This window comes from Nonlabens sp. (genome assembly GCF_965660805.1).
GTDB lineage: Bacteria > Bacteroidota > Bacteroidia > Flavobacteriales > Flavobacteriaceae > Nonlabens.
In genome coordinates, this window is the sequence record NZ_CBFIBE010000012.1 from 17,089 (window position 1) to 38,939 (window position 21,851).

15 protein-coding genes are annotated in these 21,851 nt (G+C 37.5%); 13 read left to right on the forward strand and 2 right to left on the reverse strand.

Annotated elements, in window-relative coordinates:
* Positions 1-199: 199 nt before the first annotated feature.
* Complete coding sequence (locus tag ACTF48_RS04825) at positions 200-853, forward strand: zinc-dependent peptidase (RefSeq protein WP_438962013.1); 654 nt, start codon at positions 200-202, stop codon at positions 851-853.
* A 117-nt stretch (positions 854-970) separates the two neighbouring features.
* Here the strand turns inward: ACTF48_RS04825 and ACTF48_RS04830 are convergent, their stop codons facing one another.
* On the reverse strand, positions 971-1,222 hold the full coding sequence (locus ACTF48_RS04830; RefSeq protein WP_105071622.1) for a type B 50S ribosomal protein L31: 252 nt from the start codon (positions 1,220-1,222) through the stop codon (positions 971-973).
* Between the two features lie 148 nt (positions 1,223-1,370).
* Here ACTF48_RS04830 and ACTF48_RS04835 point away from each other — a divergent pair, with 148 nt between their 5' ends.
* The 8 genes from ACTF48_RS04835 (at position 1,371) to ACTF48_RS04870 (ending at position 12,141) form a co-directional block, all read left to right on the forward strand.
* Positions 1,371-1,868 carry a DUF4199 domain-containing protein gene (locus ACTF48_RS04835; RefSeq protein WP_438962014.1) on the forward strand — a complete coding sequence of 166 codons (498 nt, stop codon included), beginning with the start codon at positions 1,371-1,373 and terminating at the stop codon, positions 1,866-1,868.
* 2 nt (positions 1,869-1,870) lie between these two features.
* Positions 1,871-2,437, forward strand: coding sequence for a DUF4199 domain-containing protein (locus tag ACTF48_RS04840; protein WP_438962015.1), 567 nt, complete (start codon positions 1,871-1,873; stop codon positions 2,435-2,437).
* Positions 2,437-3,387 carry a glycosyltransferase family 2 protein gene (locus tag ACTF48_RS04845; RefSeq protein ID WP_438962016.1) on the forward strand — a complete coding sequence of 317 codons (951 nt, stop codon included), beginning with the start codon at positions 2,437-2,439 and terminating at the stop codon, positions 3,385-3,387. The genes ACTF48_RS04840 and ACTF48_RS04845 overlap by 1 nt, the downstream gene beginning before the upstream one ends.
* A gap of 289 nt (positions 3,388-3,676) precedes the next feature.
* The gene (locus ACTF48_RS04850) at positions 3,677-5,389 is read left to right on the forward strand and encodes a phospho-sugar mutase (protein ID WP_438962017.1); all 1,713 of its coding nucleotides are present in this window, start codon (positions 3,677-3,679) and stop codon (positions 5,387-5,389) included.
* A 3-nt stretch (positions 5,390-5,392) separates the two neighbouring features.
* Complete coding sequence (locus ACTF48_RS04855) at positions 5,393-7,213, forward strand: ABC transporter ATP-binding protein (protein WP_438962018.1); 1,821 nt, start codon at positions 5,393-5,395, stop codon at positions 7,211-7,213.
* A gap of 28 nt (positions 7,214-7,241) precedes the next feature.
* Positions 7,242-8,927 (forward strand): pseudouridine synthase, encoded by a 1,686-nt coding sequence (locus ACTF48_RS04860; RefSeq protein ID WP_438962019.1) that lies wholly within the window; start codon positions 7,242-7,244, stop codon positions 8,925-8,927.
* Between the two features lies 1 nt (position 8,928).
* Entirely contained in the window at positions 8,929-9,879 is a 951-nt protein-coding gene (locus ACTF48_RS04865) for a tRNA dihydrouridine synthase (RefSeq protein WP_438962020.1), read from the forward strand.
* Positions 9,880-9,945: 66 nt separating this feature from the next.
* Positions 9,946-12,141: a B12-binding domain-containing radical SAM protein gene (locus tag ACTF48_RS04870; RefSeq protein ID WP_438962021.1), complete on the forward strand. Its 2,196-nt coding sequence runs from the start codon at positions 9,946-9,948 to the stop codon at positions 12,139-12,141.
* Positions 12,142-12,162: 21 nt separating this feature from the next.
* On the opposite strand, the gene ACTF48_RS04875 is transcribed toward ACTF48_RS04870, so the two are convergent.
* A complete protein-coding gene (locus ACTF48_RS04875) occupies positions 12,163-13,239 on the reverse strand; it encodes a WD40/YVTN/BNR-like repeat-containing protein (protein WP_438962022.1) in 1,077 nt (358 codons plus the stop codon).
* 140 nt (positions 13,240-13,379) lie between these two features.
* Here ACTF48_RS04875 and ACTF48_RS04880 point away from each other — a divergent pair, with 140 nt between their 5' ends.
* The 4 genes from ACTF48_RS04880 (at position 13,380) to ACTF48_RS04895 (ending at position 21,823) form a co-directional block, all read left to right on the forward strand.
* Complete coding sequence (locus ACTF48_RS04880; RefSeq protein WP_438962023.1) at positions 13,380-14,591, forward strand: RsmB/NOP family class I SAM-dependent RNA methyltransferase; 1,212 nt, start codon at positions 13,380-13,382, stop codon at positions 14,589-14,591.
* Between the two features lie 57 nt (positions 14,592-14,648).
* The gene (locus ACTF48_RS04885; RefSeq protein WP_438962024.1) at positions 14,649-16,667 is read left to right on the forward strand and encodes an endonuclease; all 2,019 of its coding nucleotides are present in this window, start codon (positions 14,649-14,651) and stop codon (positions 16,665-16,667) included.
* 257 nt (positions 16,668-16,924) lie between these two features.
* On the forward strand, positions 16,925-20,605 hold the full coding sequence (purL, locus tag ACTF48_RS04890) for a phosphoribosylformylglycinamidine synthase (RefSeq protein WP_438962025.1): 3,681 nt from the start codon (positions 16,925-16,927) through the stop codon (positions 20,603-20,605).
* A 510-nt stretch (positions 20,606-21,115) separates the two neighbouring features.
* A complete protein-coding gene (locus ACTF48_RS04895; protein ID WP_438962026.1) occupies positions 21,116-21,823 on the forward strand; it encodes an FISUMP domain-containing protein in 708 nt (235 codons plus the stop codon).
* Positions 21,824-21,851: the final 28 nt, after the last annotated feature.

The window sequence follows — 21,851 nt, forward strand, 5'->3', positions numbered from 1 at the left end:
ACAAAGATGCGGCACACATCTACATTAAAAAAAATGGAACTACTGAATTGTAAAAAATAGATCCTGAGTTGTCATAATTATAAATGCACGATTATATTTAAAGCTTTAAAAGAAATTTTTATGCCCATATTCCATCTTTTCAGAAAAGAGAAACCAGAGCAACCATCTACAGAACACTGGGATAAATGGTTGCTAGAGTATGTCCCGTTTTTTTAAAAAGCTAGAGCAACGAGAAAGATTGTTCTTTAAATTACGCATGCAAGCTTTTCTTGAAGAGATAGAGATTGAATTTATAGAACTGGAAGCTACAGAATTAGATGCAGTTTTAATCGCTTCTAGTGCTATTATACCAGTATTCCAGTTTCCAGACTGGCACTACAGCAACCTCAAAACAGTAATTCTATTACCAGCTCATTTTAATATAGACTTAGAGTTTGAAGGCCACGGTAATGGAAGGCGCATTTTCGGGATGGCAGGAACTGGAAAATGGAACAATAAGATGATTCTCTCTAAAGAATCACTTCACCATGGTTTTAAAAATAAAACCGATAAATTGAACACAGCTATTCATGAATTTGTTCATCTCATTGATAAAATGGATGGCGCTATAGACGGTATTCCTGAAGTGATTCTCGATCAAGTAAACATAGTTCCCTGGATCAACTTAATGTATGAAGAAATGGAACGCATCAATAAGGACAAGTCAGATATAAGAAATTATGGTGGTACCAGTAAGATAGAATTTTTTGCCGTTGCCGCAGAATATTTTTTCTCAAGATCGAAGCTCATGAAACGCAAACATCCAGATATTTATCAAATGCTAAGTAAGTGTTTTACACCACAGAATAGCTAGTGATAGCAAAAACAAAAATAATGGGAACAGAATACTCCATTAATTATATCCATGAAACCCATAAAAAAAGCCTCACAAATTGCGAGGCTTTTAAATATTATTAAAATTCTAAGAGAATTACTTCTTGAATTTTGCATACTTAGTTTTAAACTTATCGATACGTCCTGCTGTATCAAGAAGTTTAGTCTCTCCAGTATAAAATGGGTGAGACGTACGAGAGATTTCCAACTTAATAAGTGGATACTCGTTTCCTTCAAACTCTATAGTTTCTTTAGTAGGAGCTGTAGATTTTGTTAAAAATATTTGGTCGTTAGACATGTCTTTAAAAGCTACAAGTCTATAATCTTCTGGGTGAATTCCTTTTTGCATGACGTTAATCTTATTCTTTTGCGGCTGCAAATTTAATCCTTTTAATTAAACTTACAAATAGTTTACATAAATATATCTGTGCAATTTATAGCTTTCTTACGTACTTCAACTATTATATTTGTAATTCTTAAAAATAAATAAAAGTATTTTGGATCAAATAGTAAAGAAAAACGCATTTACAGTAGGAATCATAGGAGCTATAGCAAATCTAGCACTGGTGGTTTATATATGGCAATCCCAATCTTTTGACAGTGTGAGCTTAGGTATTGTTATGATATTGCTGCCCATTCCTTTTGGTATCGCAGCTCAATGGTGGAGCAAGTCTAGTTTAAAAAGTTATATTTCTTTAAAACAAGGTGTACTGGCTTTCTTTTTATGCATGCTCGTGATTTTCTTTGTAGATTTTATTGCAAACTATTTAATTTATGTAGAAATAGATCCTGGAGCACAAACCATAGCCGAAAAAGCTACTGAGCAATTTGCTCAGAAAAATGAAAACGCTCTCGCAAATCAAGAAGTCTTTAAAAAACCAGAATACAGTTTAGCCAGCTATTTTACAGGTTTCATCACTAAACTTTTATTCTACACTATTTTTGGAATCATTTCTTCACTTATCTTTAGAAAAGAATTACCTCAAAACTCTTAATCATGGATAAAACACTATTAAACACAGGTCTTAAATATGGCGCCATAGGTGCTTTAATCTTCATTATTGTAGTCATTGCCGCGTGGCAAGTAGACTTAAGCTTATTCTTAAATCCACTGGTGACTTATGCCTTACCGTTACTTGTTTTTGGGCTAGCTGTTTATGCTCAGATAGATGCTCGTAAGAAAAAAGGAGGTTTTATCGATTTCTCAAACGCCTTAGTAGTTTTTATTATAGCCGTAGTGGTAGCATTATTAGGTCAGTTCATTATTAATTACCTCGTCTTTAATGTATTTGATCCAGGAGCAAAACTAGAACTACAAGAACTTATTATTCAAGAAGCTCTAGAAATGGTGGAGAAAATGGGGAAAATCTTTGGAATGGAAGAACAAATGAGTAATGCTATGAATGAAGATATGCTACGCGAGGTAATGGAAGAGCAAGACTCTAGTGGTAAGGATACAGCTAGTCTTATTTTATCCTTCATCATGTCCAGTGTAATTTACACCATCGGTGGCTTGATATCTGCCGCTATCATTAAGCGCAATCCACCGGTTCAGTTCGATTAATGCAGTTATCTATAGTCATACCGCTATTAAATGAAGTAGAATCGCTTCCAGAATTGCATGCATGGATTTTGCGTGTCATGGAAACCATGCCTATAGACTATGAAATTATTTTTATAGATGACGGCAGTAGTGATGGCAGTTGGGATGTGTTACATACGCTTTCGCGTAAGCATACTCATACACACACTATTAAATTCTTAAGTAATTACGGTAAATCACAAGCGCTACATGCTGGTTTTCATAAAGCAAAAGGTGATGTAGTAATCACCATGGACGCAGACTTACAGGACAGTCCAGACGAGATTCCTGAGCTGTATAAAATGATTGCTCAAAAGAACCATGATCTAGTTAGTGGCTGGAAGAAAAAACGTTACGATAGTGTCATAGCAAAAAATTTACCCAGCAAACTATTTAACTGGGCAGCGCGTAAAACCAGTGGTGTTCAACTAAACGACTTTAATTGTGGACTTAAAGCTTATAAAGCTGCTGTCATTAAGAATATAGATGTGCATGGAGAAATGCACCGTTACATTCCTGTTCTTGCAAAAAATGCAGGATTCAAGGACATTACAGAAAAAGAGGTCATTCACCAGGCTAGAAAATATGGAAGTACTAAATTTGGCTATGAACGATTCATTAACGGCTTCTTAGATTTGATTACCATTGCATTTATCTCAAAATATGGAAAACGACCTATGCACCTCTTCGGCGCACTAGGAGTAATTATGTTTGTTTTAGGCTTTATAACCGCTGGTTATGTAGGGTTTTCTAAACTATATAAAATGTCTAATGATATTCCCTATAGCCTAGTAACTGATAACCCATGGTTCTACATAGCACTTACCATGATGATTCTAGGGACACTTTTCTTTATAGCAGGATTTTTAGGTGAACTTATTCTTAGAAATGGGAATCAGTCTAATCGTTATAAAGTGGAGAAAGAAGTTTAAATCAGTAGACTAGTTTTTAAGTAGGCAATCCTTTTTAAGATTTTATTTTATAGACGAAGCCAAAAAAACAAATCAATTCTGCTTACTGACTACTTATACCTATTTACATTCCTAATGTCGCATATAATTCGTTTCTTTTTTGCCTATAATTAAATTAAGAAAACGGCATTAGAAACATAAATTGGTATTAAACCCAATATCACAGCAACTGAATCAAACTACCGTCTGTTTACTGAATATATCCTACTAGAAAACAATTATCTTTGTCTCTCATTCATAAGTCACAAAAATGGATAAAGAAGCAATTCTTAAAAATGCACAATTATGGACCCAGGCTCCATTTGATAAAGAAACAATTACCCAAACCCTTGCACTTATAACTGCAAATAATGCAGAGTTCCAAGAGTCTTTTTATAAAGACTTAGAATTTGGAACTGGTGGTATGCGTGGTGTTATGGGCGTAGGGACTAATCGTATCAATAAATACACTTTAGGTAAAAACACTCAAGGACTATCTCAGTACTTAAAAGAAACCTTTAAAAACGAGCAAATAAAAGTCGCTATAGCTTATGATTGCCGTCACAATTCTAAGGAACTCGCACAAGTAGTTGCCAGTGTTTTAAGTGCAAACGGTATTTATGTTTACCTATTTGAAGAATTGCGCCCTACTCCACTTCTTTCTTATACCGTTAAAGCTAGAGGTTGTCATGCAGGAATTGTACTTACAGCGAGCCACAATCCGCCAGAGTATAATGGCTATAAGGTATACTGGCAAGATGGTGGACAGTTAGTACCACCACAAGATAAAGCTATTCTAGACCTTATCAATTCCTTAGACTTTAAGGATATTAACTTTAATGGTAATCCTGATTTAATAGAACTACTCACCGCAGCAGACGATAACGCCTTTATAGAAGACAGTATTAAAGCTGGAAAAGTGGCTGGAAATGTGGATCGATCACGATTAAAAATAGTGTTTACCAGTTTACACGGTACCAGTATCACTTTACTACCAGAAACCTTAAAACGTGCCGGCTATACAGATTTACATGTCGTAAAAGAACAAGCTTTTCCAGATGGTAATTTCCCTACAGTAAAATCTCCTAATCCCGAAGAGCCTGAAGCTCTTAAAATGGCAGTAGATCTAGCCGATAAAATTCATGCAGACATCGTTATAGGAACAGATCCAGACAGTGATCGACTAGGTGTGGCAGTGCGTGATAATAATGGTAAAATGGTATTACTGAACGGTAATCAAACCATGATCGCCATGACAGATTTTCTATTAAAACAAACCGATTTAAAATCCTTAAATAATCCTTTTATAGGTTCTACGATTGTCTCTACTCCTATGATGCATGAACTTGCTGCTGCTCATAAAGTAGAGTGTAAAGAAGGGCTAACTGGATTTAAGTGGATTGCCAAAATGATTAAAGATCATCCACAACAGGACTTCATCGGTGGTGGAGAGGAAAGTTTTGGGTACATGGTAGGCGACTTTGTGCGTGATAAAGATGCCGTTACCGCAGCTTTGTTAGCCTGTGAGATGTACGCTTTCGCGAAAGCTAACTCCTCAACAACATATCAAGATTTAATTAAGCTATACGTAGAACACGGCTGTTATCAAGAACGACTCGTGTCGCTGGTTAAAAAAGGAATCTCAGGCGCTCAGGAAATCAAACAAATGATGATAGACCTGCGTGAAAAGACACCTCAACAAATTGCAGGACAAGATGTCATTATTATAGAAGATTACCAGGCAAGCACTAGAGAAAACAAGCACTTGAATAAAAAAGAAAGCTTAAATATTCCTAAATCTAACGTATTAATCTTCTATCTAGCAGATGGCTCAAAGATTGCAGCAAGACCTAGCGGAACAGAACCTAAAATTAAGTTCTACATATCTGTGAAAAGTGAATTAGATCACGTGGACAATTATCCAGCGATACAAGAACAACTCAACAATAAAATTAATGGCATATTAGCCAGTTTTGACATTTAATACATGAACTATTTTAAAGAGATTCTAGGGTATGCAAAGCCTTATAAGAAATGGGCGGTACTCAATATTATTAGTAATGTACTTTACGCATTTTTCAGTACTCTAGCCTTTGTGTCTTTAATGCCAGTGTTGCAGGTCCTATTTAACGAGACAGAACAAGTATATACAAAACCGGTGTGGCAAGGAATTACTAAAACACAAGACTACCTACAAGGCAATGTAAATTTTTATGTGTCAGAATATGCAAAGGATGACCCTAGTCAGGCGCTCATTATGATGATTTTTTTAGTATTGAGCATGTTTTTCTTCAAGAATTTATTCGGTTATTTAGGGATGTATTTTATGGCGTTTTTACGCAATGGATTACTTAAAGATTTACGCAATGATTTGTACCACAAAATTATCAACTTACCGGTATCCTTCTTTTCAGAAAAACGCAAAGGTGACACCATAGCACGTGCTACCACTGATGTAAATGAAATACAGAGCAGTTATTTATCCATCCTAGAATTGATCGTCAAAGAACCACTAAACATTCTATTTGCATTAATTGCGATGTTTATGTTTAGCATTAAACTATCCTTATTTGTATTGATTTTTATTCCAGTATGTGGATACATCATATCTGCAATAGGTAAAAAACTTAAAAGCAAATCAGAACGTGTGCAACGTACTCAAGGCTTGATACTTTCTCAACTAGAAGAAATGCTAGGCGGATTGAATGTGATTAAAGGTTTTAATGCAGAGGAACGCATGCAGGACAGTTTTGAGGAAACGACTGGTAGGTTCAGCAAATACTCCATCAGTCTTGCTAAACGTAAAAGCATGGCAAGTCCTGTGAGCGAAGTCTTAGGAATCGCTGTGATAGGTTGTTTACTATGGTCTGGTGGGAATATGGTTCTTGTAGAAGGCACCTTATCTAATTCTACGTTTCTAGGTTTTATGGGGTTAGCTTATGGTATTCTTACACCAGCAAAAGTACTCGCGAAAGCCAGCTACGGCGTTAAAAAAGGTAACGCAAGTGCAGAGCGTGTGTTGAGCATTCTTCATACAGAAAACACTATAGTGGATGAGTCTAACGCTGTAGACATCCCAGAATTTAATCAAGTTATTGAGCTTAAAAACGTAAGCTTTGCCTATGAAGAAGAAAACGTATTGAAAAACTTCTCACTAGAAATTCCTAAAGGAAAAAGCGTTGCGCTAGTAGGTCAAAGTGGTTCTGGTAAAAGTACTATCGCAAATTTATTGACAAGATTTTACGATATCCATAAAGGTTCTATTACTATGGATGGACATAATATTAAAGACATCAGTCTTAAAAGCTTGCGCGATCAAATGGCGCTAGTAACGCAAGATTCTATATTATTCAATGACACAATTGCGGTTAATGTTGCCTTAGCAAATAAGAATGCTAGCGATGAAGAAGTCATTAACGCTCTTAAAATTGCAAATGCTTGGGAATTTGTAAAAGAATTACCTGATGGCATTCATACTAATATAGGCGATAGTGGTGGAAAGTTAAGTGGCGGACAAAAACAACGCCTTTCCATTGCACGCGCGGTTCTTAAAAACGCTCCTATTTTAGTACTTGATGAAGCTACCAGTGCACTAGACACTGAAAGTGAACGTTTAGTACAAGACGCTCTTGAAAAAGTGATGAAAAATAGAACCTCTATAGTAATCGCGCACCGACTTTCTACCATTCAGAATGCAGACCACATAGTAGTAATGAACAAAGGAGAAATCGCTGAGCAAGGAACACACTCTGAACTGATTGCAATGAATGGGCTTTATAATGGCCTTGTGGGAATGCAAAGTTTATAAGACTTCAATTTAAAATTAAATTAATAGAATGTCTTTAAAAGACTTTTGCTTTACCCTTTTTAAACAAGACATTACAGGAATCTCTATTCCTCAAAAATTTACATTCCCGTTTTTCTATGAACCGCACGAGCTAGCTTTAATAGCTGCTCGTGAACTACAAGAATATCTAGAGCAACCGCAAGACTGGAACCATAATTTCTGGAATGAAAAAACAGGCGCTGGAGAAGCGGCTGGAAAAATGTTTGGGGTTCTGGTAGTTCAAAATAACCATGGTGAATTAGGTTATTTAAGTGCTTTTTCAGGTCAAATAGATGGAACTATGAACATCGCTCCTTTTGTGCCAGCGGCTTATGTTGATGATTTTGATAAAAGCTATTGCGATGGGCAGTTTAAAGAATTTACAAAACTTAGTAATCGAGTTAAAGTTCTCGAAGAAACTGAAGAGTACACCACAGCATTAAAAAACCTAAAAACACTTCAAGAAAAAGCAAAACTACTACTGGAAGAACAACGCAAAAAACACAAGATTCAATCGCGTCATCTTAAAGCACAATTAAAGCAAAGTTCTAAAACGCTTGACCATCAAGAACTTAACAACCTAAAAGCTCAACAGCACCAGCAGCATCTCAACCAGAAGTTTCTCTATCGTGAATATGAAGCGTATTTATTAAAAAAACAACAACCGTTTCAAATTATAGTAGATCGTTATCAATCACAGATAGAATCGCTTACTAAACAACGTAAGCAACAATCACTAGAGCTACAAGATTGGATTTTTAAACAGTATGATTTGCTTAATGCTCGAGGCGAGCGCAAAAATGTTCTAGAGATCTTTAATGAGTTGCATTTAGGCGCTCCACCAGCATCCACTGGTGATTGCGCAGCTCCTAAGTTGTTACAATACGCTTTTGCAAAAGGGTTAAAACCTATAGCTCTTGCAGAGTTCTGGTGGGGAACATCGTCCAAATCACAAATTAGAAAACACAAACAATTCTATCCTGCATGCCGCAGTAAATGTGAACCTGTTTTAGGACACATGTTACAAGGGTTAAACGTCGAGGATAATCCTTTATTGATCAATCCAGCTGTAGATAAAACCATGCAAGTGATTTATGAAGATGACGCCATCATCATCGTTAACAAACCCGAAGAGATTTTATCAGTACCTGGTAAAACGATTAAAGATAGCGTGTACAGTAGGCTCAAAGAGTTATATCCTGATGCGACTGGACCTATTCTGGTTCATAGACTAGACATGTCCACATCTGGAATACTGGTTGCAACTAAGAATTTAGAATACTACCATTTTATACAAGAACAGTTTGTAAACCGCTCCATTTCTAAACGTTACGTGGCGTTACTCAATGGCGTTCTCAAAAATGATGAAGGAATGATTGAGCTGCCGCTTAGAGTAGATCTGGATAATAGACCTACTCAATTAGTTTGTTATGAATACGGTAAAGCAGCCAGAACCAAATACAAAGTCATAAATCGCACAGATTCTCAAACGCTAGTTCACTTCTACCCTATTACTGGGCGCACCCATCAGTTAAGAGTTCATGCAGCACATGCTAGTGGATTAAATGCTCCTATAGTAGGTGATGATCTTTATGGAACCGCTACTAATCGACTTCATTTACATGCAGAGTATATTAAATTTATTCATCCTGTAACGAGAAAAACAGTTTCTTTTAAAGCTCCAGCGCCTTTTTAATATGTCTTTCACCTTACTATCATCACCTCTACAAGGCTTTACAGAATTCCGATTTAGGAATGCAGTTCATAAATATTTTGGCGGAATAGACACATTTTATGCGCCATATATAAGGTTCAACAACAAACCTGAAATCAGTGCAAAATACCAACGGGATTTACAATTAGAGAACAATCATGTTCCCGATTTAATACCGCAGGTAATGACTAATAGTGCCGACGAGTTTATTACTGCCGTTAAATATATCAGGTCTTTAGGATATAAAGAGCTTAACTGGAATTTAGGTTGTCCTTATCCTATGGTGACTAAAAAAGGTATGGGAAGCGGTCTAATTTGTGAACCTTCTAAGATTGACGCTATCCTTGATCGTGTTCATACCGAGACTGACGTTATTGTTTCTATGAAAATGAGAATGGGTTATCTGGAACCTACAGAGATTTTGGAAACGTTCCCTATTCTAGAAAAATATCCTATTAAAAGCATAGCGATTCATGCCCGTATCGGTAAACAACTGTATAAAGGTGGCGTGGATTTAGCATCCTTCCAGCGCTGTCTAGATACTTCAAAAACTAAACTCTATTACAATGGTGATATTACTACAGTTGCTGGTTTTAGAAAAATGCAAGAGCAATTCCCAACCATAGACCACTGGATGATCGGTCGTGGCCTCATTGCTGATCCTTTTTTACCCAGCATGATAAAAGCTGACACAGAGATTTATCCAGAGAATCGCTGGGAAATCTTCCGTGAATTTCACGATACGATTTATCAAGAGTATGATGCATTCCTGCAAGGCCCTACTCCTATTAAGATGAAAATGCAAGGCTTCTGGGAATACTGGTCACAGACATTTCCTAATCCGCAAAAGGCGTTTAAAGCCATTAAAAAGGCTAATAATCCTAGAGCTTATAAGCAGGCTGTGAATGATAATTTGAAGATGGTAAACAAATAATTAGTTGGTTTCAATCACGCTTTCGCGAAAGCGAATCCCTAATCACTTAACTTTGTAACCTACTTTATGGAACAAAGAGATGTACTACTCATAACGCCACCATTTACCCAACTGAATACACCGTATCCAGCGACGGCTTATATTAAAGGATTTTTGAATACCAAAGATGTGAGCGCATTTCAAATGGATCTAGGAATAGAAGTAATTCTAGAACTATTTTCCAAAAGCGGAATGGAGTCTATATTTGATATCGCTTTTGATAATCAAAGTATTACATCTGCAAACAGTCAGCGTATTTATGCATTACAAGATCAGTATTTAAAAGTACTAGAGCCTGTGATTTCTTTTTTACAAGGTCATCAAGATACACTGGCGCGACAACTATGCACTCATAATTACCTTCCTAGAGCGTCTCGATTTGAACAGCTAGATGATATGGAATGGGCTTTTGGGAACATGGGAATGCAGGATAAGGCAAAACATCTCGCAACGCTTTATCTAGAAGATCTGTCAGATTTTATCAAAGAATGTGTGGATGAGAACTTCGGTTTCAGTCGTTATGCAGAGCGTTTAGGAATGAGTGCTAATAGTTTTGATGAGATCTATAAACACTTACAAAGTGACCTTACTCCTATTGATAAAATCACGATAGAAATTCTTGAAAAAAGAATTCAAGAAGTACAACCAAAACTGGTTTGTTTATCTGTTCCATTTCCTGGTAATTTATACAGTTCCTTAAGATGTGGTCAGTATATTAAGGAACATTATCCCCATATTAAAATCGCCTTTGGTGGTGGATTTGCAAATACAGAACTGCGCTCTGTGACTGATGTACGCGTGTTTGAATTCATAGATTACATCGCACTAGATGATGGAGAGTTACCACTAGAGTTAATTGTAAGAGATGTTTTAAAACCTGATGCAGAACGCGTTTTTAAACGCACCTTTATTTTAGAAAATGACACCGTAGTTTATAAAAACAATAGTACCACAAGTGATTATAAACAGAGTCAAGTAGGAACACCAGATTACAGTGATTTATTACTCGATAAATATATCTCAGTAATTGAAATCGCAAACCCTATGCACAGTTTGTGGAGCGATGGAAGATGGAACAAGCTCACCATGGCACATGGTTGCTACTGGGGAAAATGTACGTTTTGTGACATCTCTTTAAATTATATCAAACTCTATGAACCCGTTGCGGCAAATTTGCTCGTAGACCGCATGGAAGAGCTTATTGCTCAAACAGGAGAAAGTGGATTCCATTTTGTAGATGAGGCAGCACCGCCAGCGCTAATGAGAGCTGTAGCGCTAGAAATTTTAAAAAGAAATTTATCTGTTACTTGGTGGACTAACATCAGGTTTGAAAAGAGTTTTACTCAAGATTTATGTCATTTATTAAAAGCCAGTGGTTGTATAGCTATTTCTGGTGGTCTAGAAGTCGCCTCAGACCGATTATTAAAACTTATCGATAAAGGAGTTACTGTAGCTCAAGTAGCTCAAGTGACCAGAAACTTAACAGAATCTGGAATTATGGTTCATGCATACTTAATGTATGGTTACCCTACACAAACAGTTCAAGAAACGGTAGATAGTTTAGAAATGGTAAGACAGCTATTTGAATTAGGGATTATACAAAGTGGTTTCTGGCATCAGTTTGCTTTAACGGCTCATAGTCCTGTAGGAATGAATCCAGAGGCTTATGGAATTATACCTGATCTAAAAGAAATCAGCTTTGCAAATAATGATGTGCAATTCCATGATCCTACAGGTGTGAACCACGACCAGTTCAGTTACGGATTAAAGAAGTCCTTATTTAATTATATGCACGGTATAGGCTTTGAACTAGAATTACAGGACTGGTTTGATTTTAAAATTCCTCAAACCACTATTTCTAATAATTTTATAGAAGACTGCCTTCATAATGAAGTTTATAAAACACCTAAGGCAAATCATAAAATTATATGGTTAGGAAATGAACCATTACGTGCCGCTTCTCAATTAATTAAAAATGGCAACACCATAGATTCATTAAAACTATTATTTCATCAAACTGAAAATAGTTTAGAAATAGAGTTAGAAGAACATAAGGCTATATGGCTTATTGAGCAACTGGCGCTAGCCAGGCCGCAAGCACCTCATCCATACACTTATGGTAACATGAAGAGTAACTATGAATCCCAATGGAAACACTTTGAGTCATTCTGGTATGCAACTGCTATGGAAGAATTGAAACAGCACCAGCTATTAGTACTTTAAAAGTAAAACACTGATAGTTACTTATTTTCTTTGCAATGTAAAGCTAGAAATACGGTTATTTCCTGCTAGATAACCATTCTTATCATCGATCATTTGAACGGTGTAAAAACCCTGATCAGACAGTTTTTTCCACGTATTTCCTTGATCTCCACTCCACCATATTCCAGGAGTTCCTACCGCAATGAGCTCCATACCATTAGTTCCTGGAATAAAACTAATGTCACTACTATATCCAGGACCATTACCATTAGATAATAAATTCCATGATTTACCACCATTACTAGTGATAGCTTTGTTATACTTATTCTCTTCTTTATTATTCCAGTCACCACCTATAATTACTCCTAGATTTTTATCATAAAAATCTACAGCATAGATTCCTGTCATCTCACCGCCAGCAATTATAGGAGTGTTATAAATACTCCAAGTAGAACCACGGTCATTGCTATAAAAAACACGCGCCATTGCACCACCAGTAACCATCCACACGTCATCACCTATTATTTTTATATTAGAATTACTAGCTGCATATGCTGCTTCTCCTTCTACTAAGTCTGGTAGTTCTGTGCATGGTAATTTACCCCAGGTTTTGCCTCCATCATAGGTTTTAATAATTGAAAAACAACCGCCCATGGGATCTCCCATAGCAATTCCTTCCTCATCATTCCAAAACTTCATAGAATCATAAAAAACACGTTCCTCCACCTCAGAATATACGAGTTCTACTGCACCATCTTTTTGAGTGATTTTATAAACTAGGGCAGGATTTCCAGCCGTTAAAATATAAGTATAATTTGATGTAGTCGCTATAGATCTAAACTCCACTTCCTCGTCTTCATTAAGTTTAATAACTCCTCGAGCAGGAGTTCCAGTCGCTGCATTTATACTACCATAATTCCCTTTATTACCAGCATACCAGTAATTACCGTTATCATAATCGAGGGCACGTACACTAATGGAATCAGTTAAAACAGTTGATATTTCTATGGTCGCATGAGTAGCTATAGATAGTTCATGAGCAACTTCATCCAGTTTATTTTCAGAGTCTTTACAAGATAACACAGCTAGAGCTGTAACAATAAATAGTAGATTTTTCATATCTCAAAAATAACAACCTTTTTAATGATATGGCTGGAAATTGGTACGCTTTCGCGAAAGCGTTTCCACAAACCACACGATTACACAAAAAAGCCCGACCTAAACTCAAAGAAATGAGCCAATAAACGTATTTTTGCGAAATGAGATTTCATCATAATTTAGTTCAGGCTACCGTAGACGCATTGCATAACATTTTTAATGATGGTAAATATGCAGACCAAGCGATTCAGAAAATATTAAAACGCGATACCCGTTGGGGTTCTCGCGATAGAGGTTTTATTGCAGAAACAACTTATGACATTGTACGATATAAAAGGTTATATGCAGAGATTGCCAATGTCAATGAACCATTCAAACCAGTTGATCTGTGGCGCATGACTGCCGTATGGATCGTACTTAAAGGACACGATGTTCCTGCATGGGAAGAATATTATAACACGCCAGTACGTCGCATTAAAGGACGTTTTGATGAACTTAGTAAAAATAGAGTTTATAGAGAATCTTTACCAGACTGGATGGATGAAATAGCTCTTAAAGAATTAGGTGGTGTATGGGAAAAAGAAGCTAGTGCTTTAAATCATCAAGCTGATGTGGTACTGAGAACAAATACTCTACAAACTACTCCTTCTGAACTTAAAGAAAAACTTCAAGCAGAAAATATCGCTACAGAGCAACAAGACCGCTTTACAGATGCACTTATTTTAAAAGAAAGAGCAAATGTATTTATGACCCAAGCTTTTAAAGACGGACTCTTTGAAGTTCAAGATGCAGGTTCTCAAACTATTGCTCCATTCTTGCAGGTGGAACCTGGTATGCGTGTTATGGATGCTTGTGCTGGTGCTGGTGGTAAAGCGCTACATCTAGCAGCTTTAATGGAAAATAAAGGTCAGATCATTGCGACTGATATTTATAAGAGCAAACTCAATGAGTTGAAACGCCGCGCACGTCGTGCTGGTGCTCATAACATTGAAACACGATTGATCGATTCTACTAAAGTGATTAAAAAACTGGCTGGTAAAATGGATCGTCTATTAATAGACGCACCGTGTAGTGGACTAGGTGTACTGCGCCGCAATCCTGATGCCAAGTGGAAACTACAACCTGAGTTCTTAAATGAAATTAGAGCAACACAACAGGATATTTTACAGCGCTACAGCACCGTGGTAAAAAATGATGGTATGATGGTTTATGCTACGTGCTCCATCTTACCTAGCGAAAACGAAAATCAAGTACAAGAATTTTTAAGCTCTGAGGCTGGTGCAACTTTTGAGCTGGTAGAAGAACAATCTTTACTGGCGCACAGAGACGGTTTTGACGGTTTCTACATGGCGCTCATGAAGAAAAAATCATAATTGCTCCTATAATTTTATTTAAAAACTCGCTTTTGCATAAGCGTTATCACATACATTATGAAAAATAGTTTAATTTTTATCCTACTCATAAGCATAACGGCACTAGGTCAAGTTCCTGCTGGATATTATAACACCGCAAATGGGTTAACGGGATATCCTCTTAAAACAGAATTAAAAAACATAATCACCGCAGGCCATAATCCTCAAACTTATGATGCGTTATATACTTTATATGCGACATCAGATAATGATGAATACTATGATAATGGCACACAAACTAATACGATTCTAGACATCTATTCAGAGAATCCTAATGGTGCCGAATCTTATAACTTTGGACTCACACAGGATTGTAGCGGTGTGAGTATTACTGGAGAAGGTTTATGTTATAATCGAGAACATATTTTTCCTCAAGGTTTTTTTAACGCTTCTACAAACCCTACTCCACGTCACGATGCGCACCACGTCATCCCTACAGATGGTTTTGTAAATAATGGTCGTTCTAATTATCCTTTTGGAGAAGTAGGAACAGCACAAGCAACTTATTCCAATGGTAGTAAATGGGGTAATTCCATTTCTCCTGGATATACTGATAGAGTTTTTGAACCTATAGATGAGTTTAAAGGTGACGTAGCTCGTATGATGTTATACTTTGCGACTCGATATGAAGATAATTACAATGACCCTACATGGGATAATCATAATGCTTCAAACTATGATCCACGTGATGGTTCTCAAAACAGATGGTATGAGCAATGGTTCATAGATCAAATGTTAATATGGCATGCTCAAGATCCAGTAAGTCCACGTGAGGTGGAACGCAATAATGAAATTTTCCTGTTTCAAGGAAATCGTAATCCTTATATTGATAACCCACAATATGTAGCGATGATATGGAGCAGTGGAAGTGGTACTGGAAACGGAACACTTTTCCCTACACTATCTGGAACTTATGTAGATACTAATTCAAACATGATTACTGATGCTGGTGATGAAATTCAATATACTTATGATATAGCAAACATAGGAACTACTACACTTTATAACCTAACAGCTACTGCATCGTTAGGAACTTTTAATCCTGGGAATCAAATAGCAAGTATAGCTCCTGGTCAAACTTTAAGTAACCCTTTCGGAACTCTTACCTATGTGCTCACTGCTGCCGATGTTACTAATAGTTGCGGTTGTATAACTAACCAGTTATTAGTCTCTGCCGACTTTAATGCCGCAGGAACAAATGGCTCGTTAAATACATCAAGTGATGACCCTAATAATTTTACAAATAATGATGCTGACGGTGATATGTTACCAGATGATGTAACAACGGTAACCTATCCTAATGGAGGCTCTGGCGCTGCAACTGATATATTTATTTCTGAATATATAGAAGGAAGCAGTAATAATAAAGCCATTGAAATAGCAAATTTCACAGGTGCATCTGTAGATTTATCTAACTATACTCTAGAATTAAGCCAAAACGGTAGTGGTTCCTGGACTAATCCTCTTAATTTGTCAGGAATACTTGCAGATCAAGACGTTTATGTTTTGTCTCGTGGTAACGCAAACGCTGCAATCTTAGCACAAGCAGATCAACTAGTAGGTAATGGTGGCCCACTTGATTTTAATGGCGATGACGCCGTAGGTCTATTCAGGTCTGGGATATTATTAGATATTGTAGGTGATCCTAATAGTAGTGCAGACGATATTAAAAACGAAACACTAGTTCGTAAGCCCAGTATTACTTCACCTAACGCCGTTTTTAACAAATTAGGGGAATGGAATGTTTTTACACAAGATGATTCTAGTGATTTAGGCATGCACACCTTTAACGGTACAGCCAGCATAGATGACCTTATTCTATCTGAACTAAGCATCTATCCTAACCCATCTTCAGGAAAGTTTTATTTTAATAAAAAGGAGCTTGTAGAAGAGGTAACCATTTATGACCTAGCTGGAAGAACCATTAAAAATAACTATACTCCTAATGAAGGACTTCTAATAGAAAGTAACGGAATATACTTTGTAAACGTAAGATCGCAAGGAAAAAGCAAAACATTTAAGGTGTTTGTGAGGTAACCACTTTATTTGCTATACAACCATAAAGCTGTCTCATTAATTTGTGGCAGCTTTTTTTATTGAGGAAAAACAGTATTGTCGTGCTTATGCTAATTTACCTTTTTAAAACCGTAAATAATTCTGCTTTCTCACTTCATCTAGTGCACCAATAAAATTGTTTGATATTATGTTAAAAACACAAGAATCAAACAAAGCGGAAACTCCTAAATTAAACCCTTAAAAAAGTATCTTTGCCATAGCCCATAAAAGCGCTTACAATGATTCATTTTTACGGAAATCCATCCCAATCCTTATACGCAGTTCAAACCCAAGCACCGATCTCTAAAGAAGACGATCAAAAATTGCAATGGCTGTTTGCTCAAGCTCCTAAACTAGAAACCGATGCTGTAACTGGTTTCTTTACAGGACCTCGTGCCACTACGATTACTCCATGGTCTACTAACGCTGTAGAGATTACCCAAAACATGGAAATTAAAGGGATATTGCGTATTGAAGAATTTCATGCTTGTACTGAAGATTCAGAGTATGACCAGATGTTGCTCCAAAAATTCAATGGATTAGATCAATCGCAATTTGACATTAATGTAAACGCTGAAGGCGTTCTAGAAATAGAAGATATCGCAGCTTATAACATGCAAGAAGGTTTATCGCTTAGCGATGATGAGATTGATTATTTAATCCAACTTTCAGAAAAATTAGACCGTAAATTAACCGATAGTGAAGTTTTCGGGTTCTCACAGGTAAATAGTGAGCACTGCCGTCACAAGATTTTCAACGGTACATTTATCATCGATGGTGAAGAAATGCCCACTTCCCTATTCAAACTTATTAAAGAAACTTCTAAAAAATGGCCTAACGGAATCGTTAGTGCATACAGTGATAACGTAGCCTTTGTAGAAGGACCACAAGCCGAGCAGTTTGCTCCTAAAACAGCAAATAAACCAGACGTTTATCAAACCAGTTTATTTGACTCTGTCATTTCTCTAAAGGCAGAAACACACAACTTCCCTACTACCGTAGAACCATTTAATGGAGCTGCGACAGGTTCTGGTGGAGAAATACGTGATCGACTCGCTGGCGGACAAGGCTCGCTGCCACTCGCAGGAACAGCAGTTTATATGACTAGCTACTCGAGATTAAATGAAGAACGCCCTTGGGAAAACGGTTTTGAAGCTCGTAAATGGCTCTACCAGACTCCTATGGATATCCTTATCAAAGCCTCTAATGGTGCGAGTGATTTTGGAAATAAATTCGGTCAGCCGTTAATTACTGGTTCTGTTTTGACATTCGAACATGATGAACACAACGACGTAACTGCTAGCAACGCGAAGCAATCTGACAGTAAAAGATACTTAGGCTTTGACAAAGTCATCATGCAAGCCGGCGGAATAGGTTACGGTAAAAAAGAACAAGCACTTAAGAAAACTCCTGACGCAGGCGATGATATCATCGTAATGGGTGGTGATAATTACCGTATCGGAATGGGTGGCGCTGCCGTGAGTAGCGCAGACACTGGTGCACTAGATTCTGGCCTTGAACTTAATGCGGTGCAACGCTCTAATCCAGAGATGCAAAAACGTGCTGCAAACGCCATACGTGGACTGGTAGAAAGTGATCACAACCCTATAAAATCTATTCACGATCATGGAGCCGGTGGACACTTGAACTGTCTATCAGAACTTGTAGAAGAAACAGGAGGAATTATAGACGTAGATCAATTACCAGTAGGTGATCCTACTCTATCTCGCAAAGAATTGATCGGTAACGAGTCTCAGGAACGTATGGGGCTGGTCATGGATACTAAAGACACACCAGTTCTAGAGGAAATTGCTGCTCGTGAGCGCGCTCCATTATATAAAGTAGGTAAAGTTACAGGCGATAATAAATTCACGTTCAGTGAAAAAGATGGCCGCAGTCCTATGGATTTGGCTCTGGAAGACATGTTTGGTTCCAGTCCTAAAACCATTATGGATGATCAGACCATTCAGCGCATTTATGATGCGGTTCCTTATGACGGTAAAGATTTTAAACTCTATTTATATAACGTCTTGCAACTAGAAGCCGTTGCCTGTAAAGACTGGCTCACTAATAAAGTAGACCGCTGTGTAACGGGTCGTGTGGCAAAACAACAGACCTGTGGCGAATTACAATTACCCTTGAATAACCTAGGTGTAATGGCAATGGATTATAACGGTAAATATGGAGTTGCAACCACAATAGGTCACGCACCAGTTGCCGCCTTGATCGATCCAGCCGCTGGTTCTCGCAATGCTATTGCAGAGTCACTGACTAATCTGGTTTTTGCACCGTTAGAAAAAGGTCTTGAAGGCGTGAGCTTGAGTGCTAACTGGATGTGGCCTTGCAACAATCCTGGAGAAGATGCTCGTTTGTACAGCGCTGTAAAAGCGGTAAGCGATTTTGCCATCGAGCTAGGAATTAATATTCCGACTGGTAAAGACAGCCTGAGTATGAAGCAAAAATATCCCGATATGGATGTGCTGGCTCCTGGAACCGTGATCATCAGTACGGTTGGTTCTTGTGATGCTATTTCTCAAGTTGTAGAACCCGTATTGCAACGCGATGCAAACGCACCTATTTATTATATTAACATGAGTAGCGATACTCATAAATTAGGTGGTTCTAGCTTTGCACAAACACAAAATAAAATAGGTCGTGAATGTCCTACGATTATGGATAGTAACGCTTTCGCGAAAGCGTTCAACACCATCCAATCGCTTATAAAACAAGGAAAAGTACTTGCAGGACATGACGTTGCCAGCGGTGGATTAATAACCACTTTACTCGAAATGTGTTTCCCATCACTAGGTGTAGGAATGGAACTGGACCTCGCCGAAGTAGGTCATGATATGGTCAAAGTATTATTTTCAGAAAATGCTGGTATCGTATTACAAACCACAGATGATAGCATCGAGGAAGAATTATCAAAAACTGGTATTCCATTCTTTAAAATAGGAACTGCCATAGACGAAGCAGTTCTAGACATCAATGATTTTATCATAGACGTAGATGATTTCAGAGACGTGTGGTATGAGACCTCTCGATTATTAGACCACAAACAGACCTTAAACAATCTGGCAGATGAACGTGCCGTAAACTATGTGGAACAACCACTGGAATTCAAGTTCCCATCACAATTCACAGGAAAACTACCAGAAATACCTCAAAAACGAGTAAAAGCAGCCGTAATACGTGAAAAAGGAAGTAATTCTGAACGAGAAATGGCTCGTGCCATGTACTTAGCAGGATTTGAAGTCATAGACGTTCACATGACCGATTTAATCTCAGGTCGTGAAACCCTAGAAGATGTACAATTCATCGCCGCAGTAGGCGGTTTCTCCAACAGTGATGTTTTGGGAAGTGCCAAAGGTTGGGCTGGAGCTTTCTTATATAATGAGAAAGCAAATACCGCTTTGAAAAACTTCTTTGCAAGACCAGACACGATGAGTATAGGTGTTTGTAATGGTTGTCAGCTCTTTGTAGAATTAGGATTAATCAATCCAGACCACGATGAAAAACCTAAAATGCTTCATAACGATTCTGGAAAGTTTGAATGTAATTTCACGAGTGTGGAAATTGCAGAAAATAATTCCATAATGTTACAATCCTTAGCAGGTAGCAAACTAGGAATATGGGCTGCACACGGAGAAGGGAAATTCCATTTACCTAAAGACCGCAACGCTTACCAAATCCCAGCAACCTACGGTTACGACAGCTATCCAGCAAACCCTAATGGATCAGACTATAACGCTGCCATGCTCAATAGTGAAGATGGTCGCCACCTGGTTATGATGCCACACTTAGAACGATCTACCTTCACATGGAACTGGGCACACTACCCTACTGATCGTAAAAGTGATGAAGTGACACCGTGGTTAGAGGCGTTTGTGAATGCAAGAGTTTGGTTGACTGGGAAGTAATAATAATAGCTCCTTTACTCAGAAGAGGAAAGGTGTGTAAAACATAGCCCAGCGCAGTTTTGGTCGGATAGGTTGAAAATGCAAGTTGTTGATGAATTTCCAAGCTTGCGCCTGTCAACCACTCCTGATTTGCAGCAAGCTGCTAAATCTGTCCTCGCCTATTCTTAGGCGAGGAGCTTTTTTAAACACAAGAGCAAAAACTCCTTTCCTGAGAAGAAGAAAGGTGTGCAAAACATAACTCAGCGCAGTTTTGGTCGGATAGGTTGAAAATGCAAGTTGTTGATGAATTTCTCAAGCTTACGCCTATCAAACGCTGCTGATTTACAGCAAGCCGACAAATCTGTCATTGAGATAAAGAGTATATTTGGGTATTATGATTTGATGATAAAAAATCTAAAGAACCAAAAAAGGAGTTGGGACATTGTACTATTTAATTCAAAACGAAAAATAATTTTGAAATAATACAAGCAACCTTTGAGCATTTAATGCATCCATATAAAAATTTAAAAAATGAAAAAAGTAATACCTACGTTATTAATGTTCTTTGTTCTACTTACGGCATTTCAATGCGATGAAAATGAAGCTCTACCACGAGAAATTGCTGTAGACATAGATGGTAACATTTATGAAACGATAACCGTAGGAAGTCAGGTATGGACTATTGAAAATTTAAAAACGACCACTCTTAATGACGGTACGCCACTAACAGAATATACCTTTCCCGCAGACTGGCACAATGGAAGTACTCCAGTAGCACAATACCAATTTGCCTTTACAGGAGATTTAAATAATGTATATCCTAATCCATTACCATCAGATTATTATGGCTGCCTTTATAATCATTTTGCCATAGAAAGCGGTAAACTAGCTCCAGAAGGATGGCGTATACCTACAGAAGCAGATTTTAGAATACTGGAAGCGACACTATCTAGTCAAGGATTCAACGGTGAAGTAGCTACTTCTTTAAAAAGCACTATAGGCTGGTTGCCATTTGTAGGAAACGGTATAGATAGTATAAAGTTTAATGGTTTACCTAATGGATATGCGAGTGCAGTTGGGACATCAACCTTTACAGAAGGTATCGCTACATGGGCGACAACAGATGTTAATGCTGCTAACGGCACAAGAGTGTTAGTTCAATTAGGAGATCAACCTAATATGATCATACTAGATAATGCTATTCAAATAGGTGCTGGAATACGTCTTATAAAAGAGTAATAATCCAGCTGTCATTTCTATACACGAT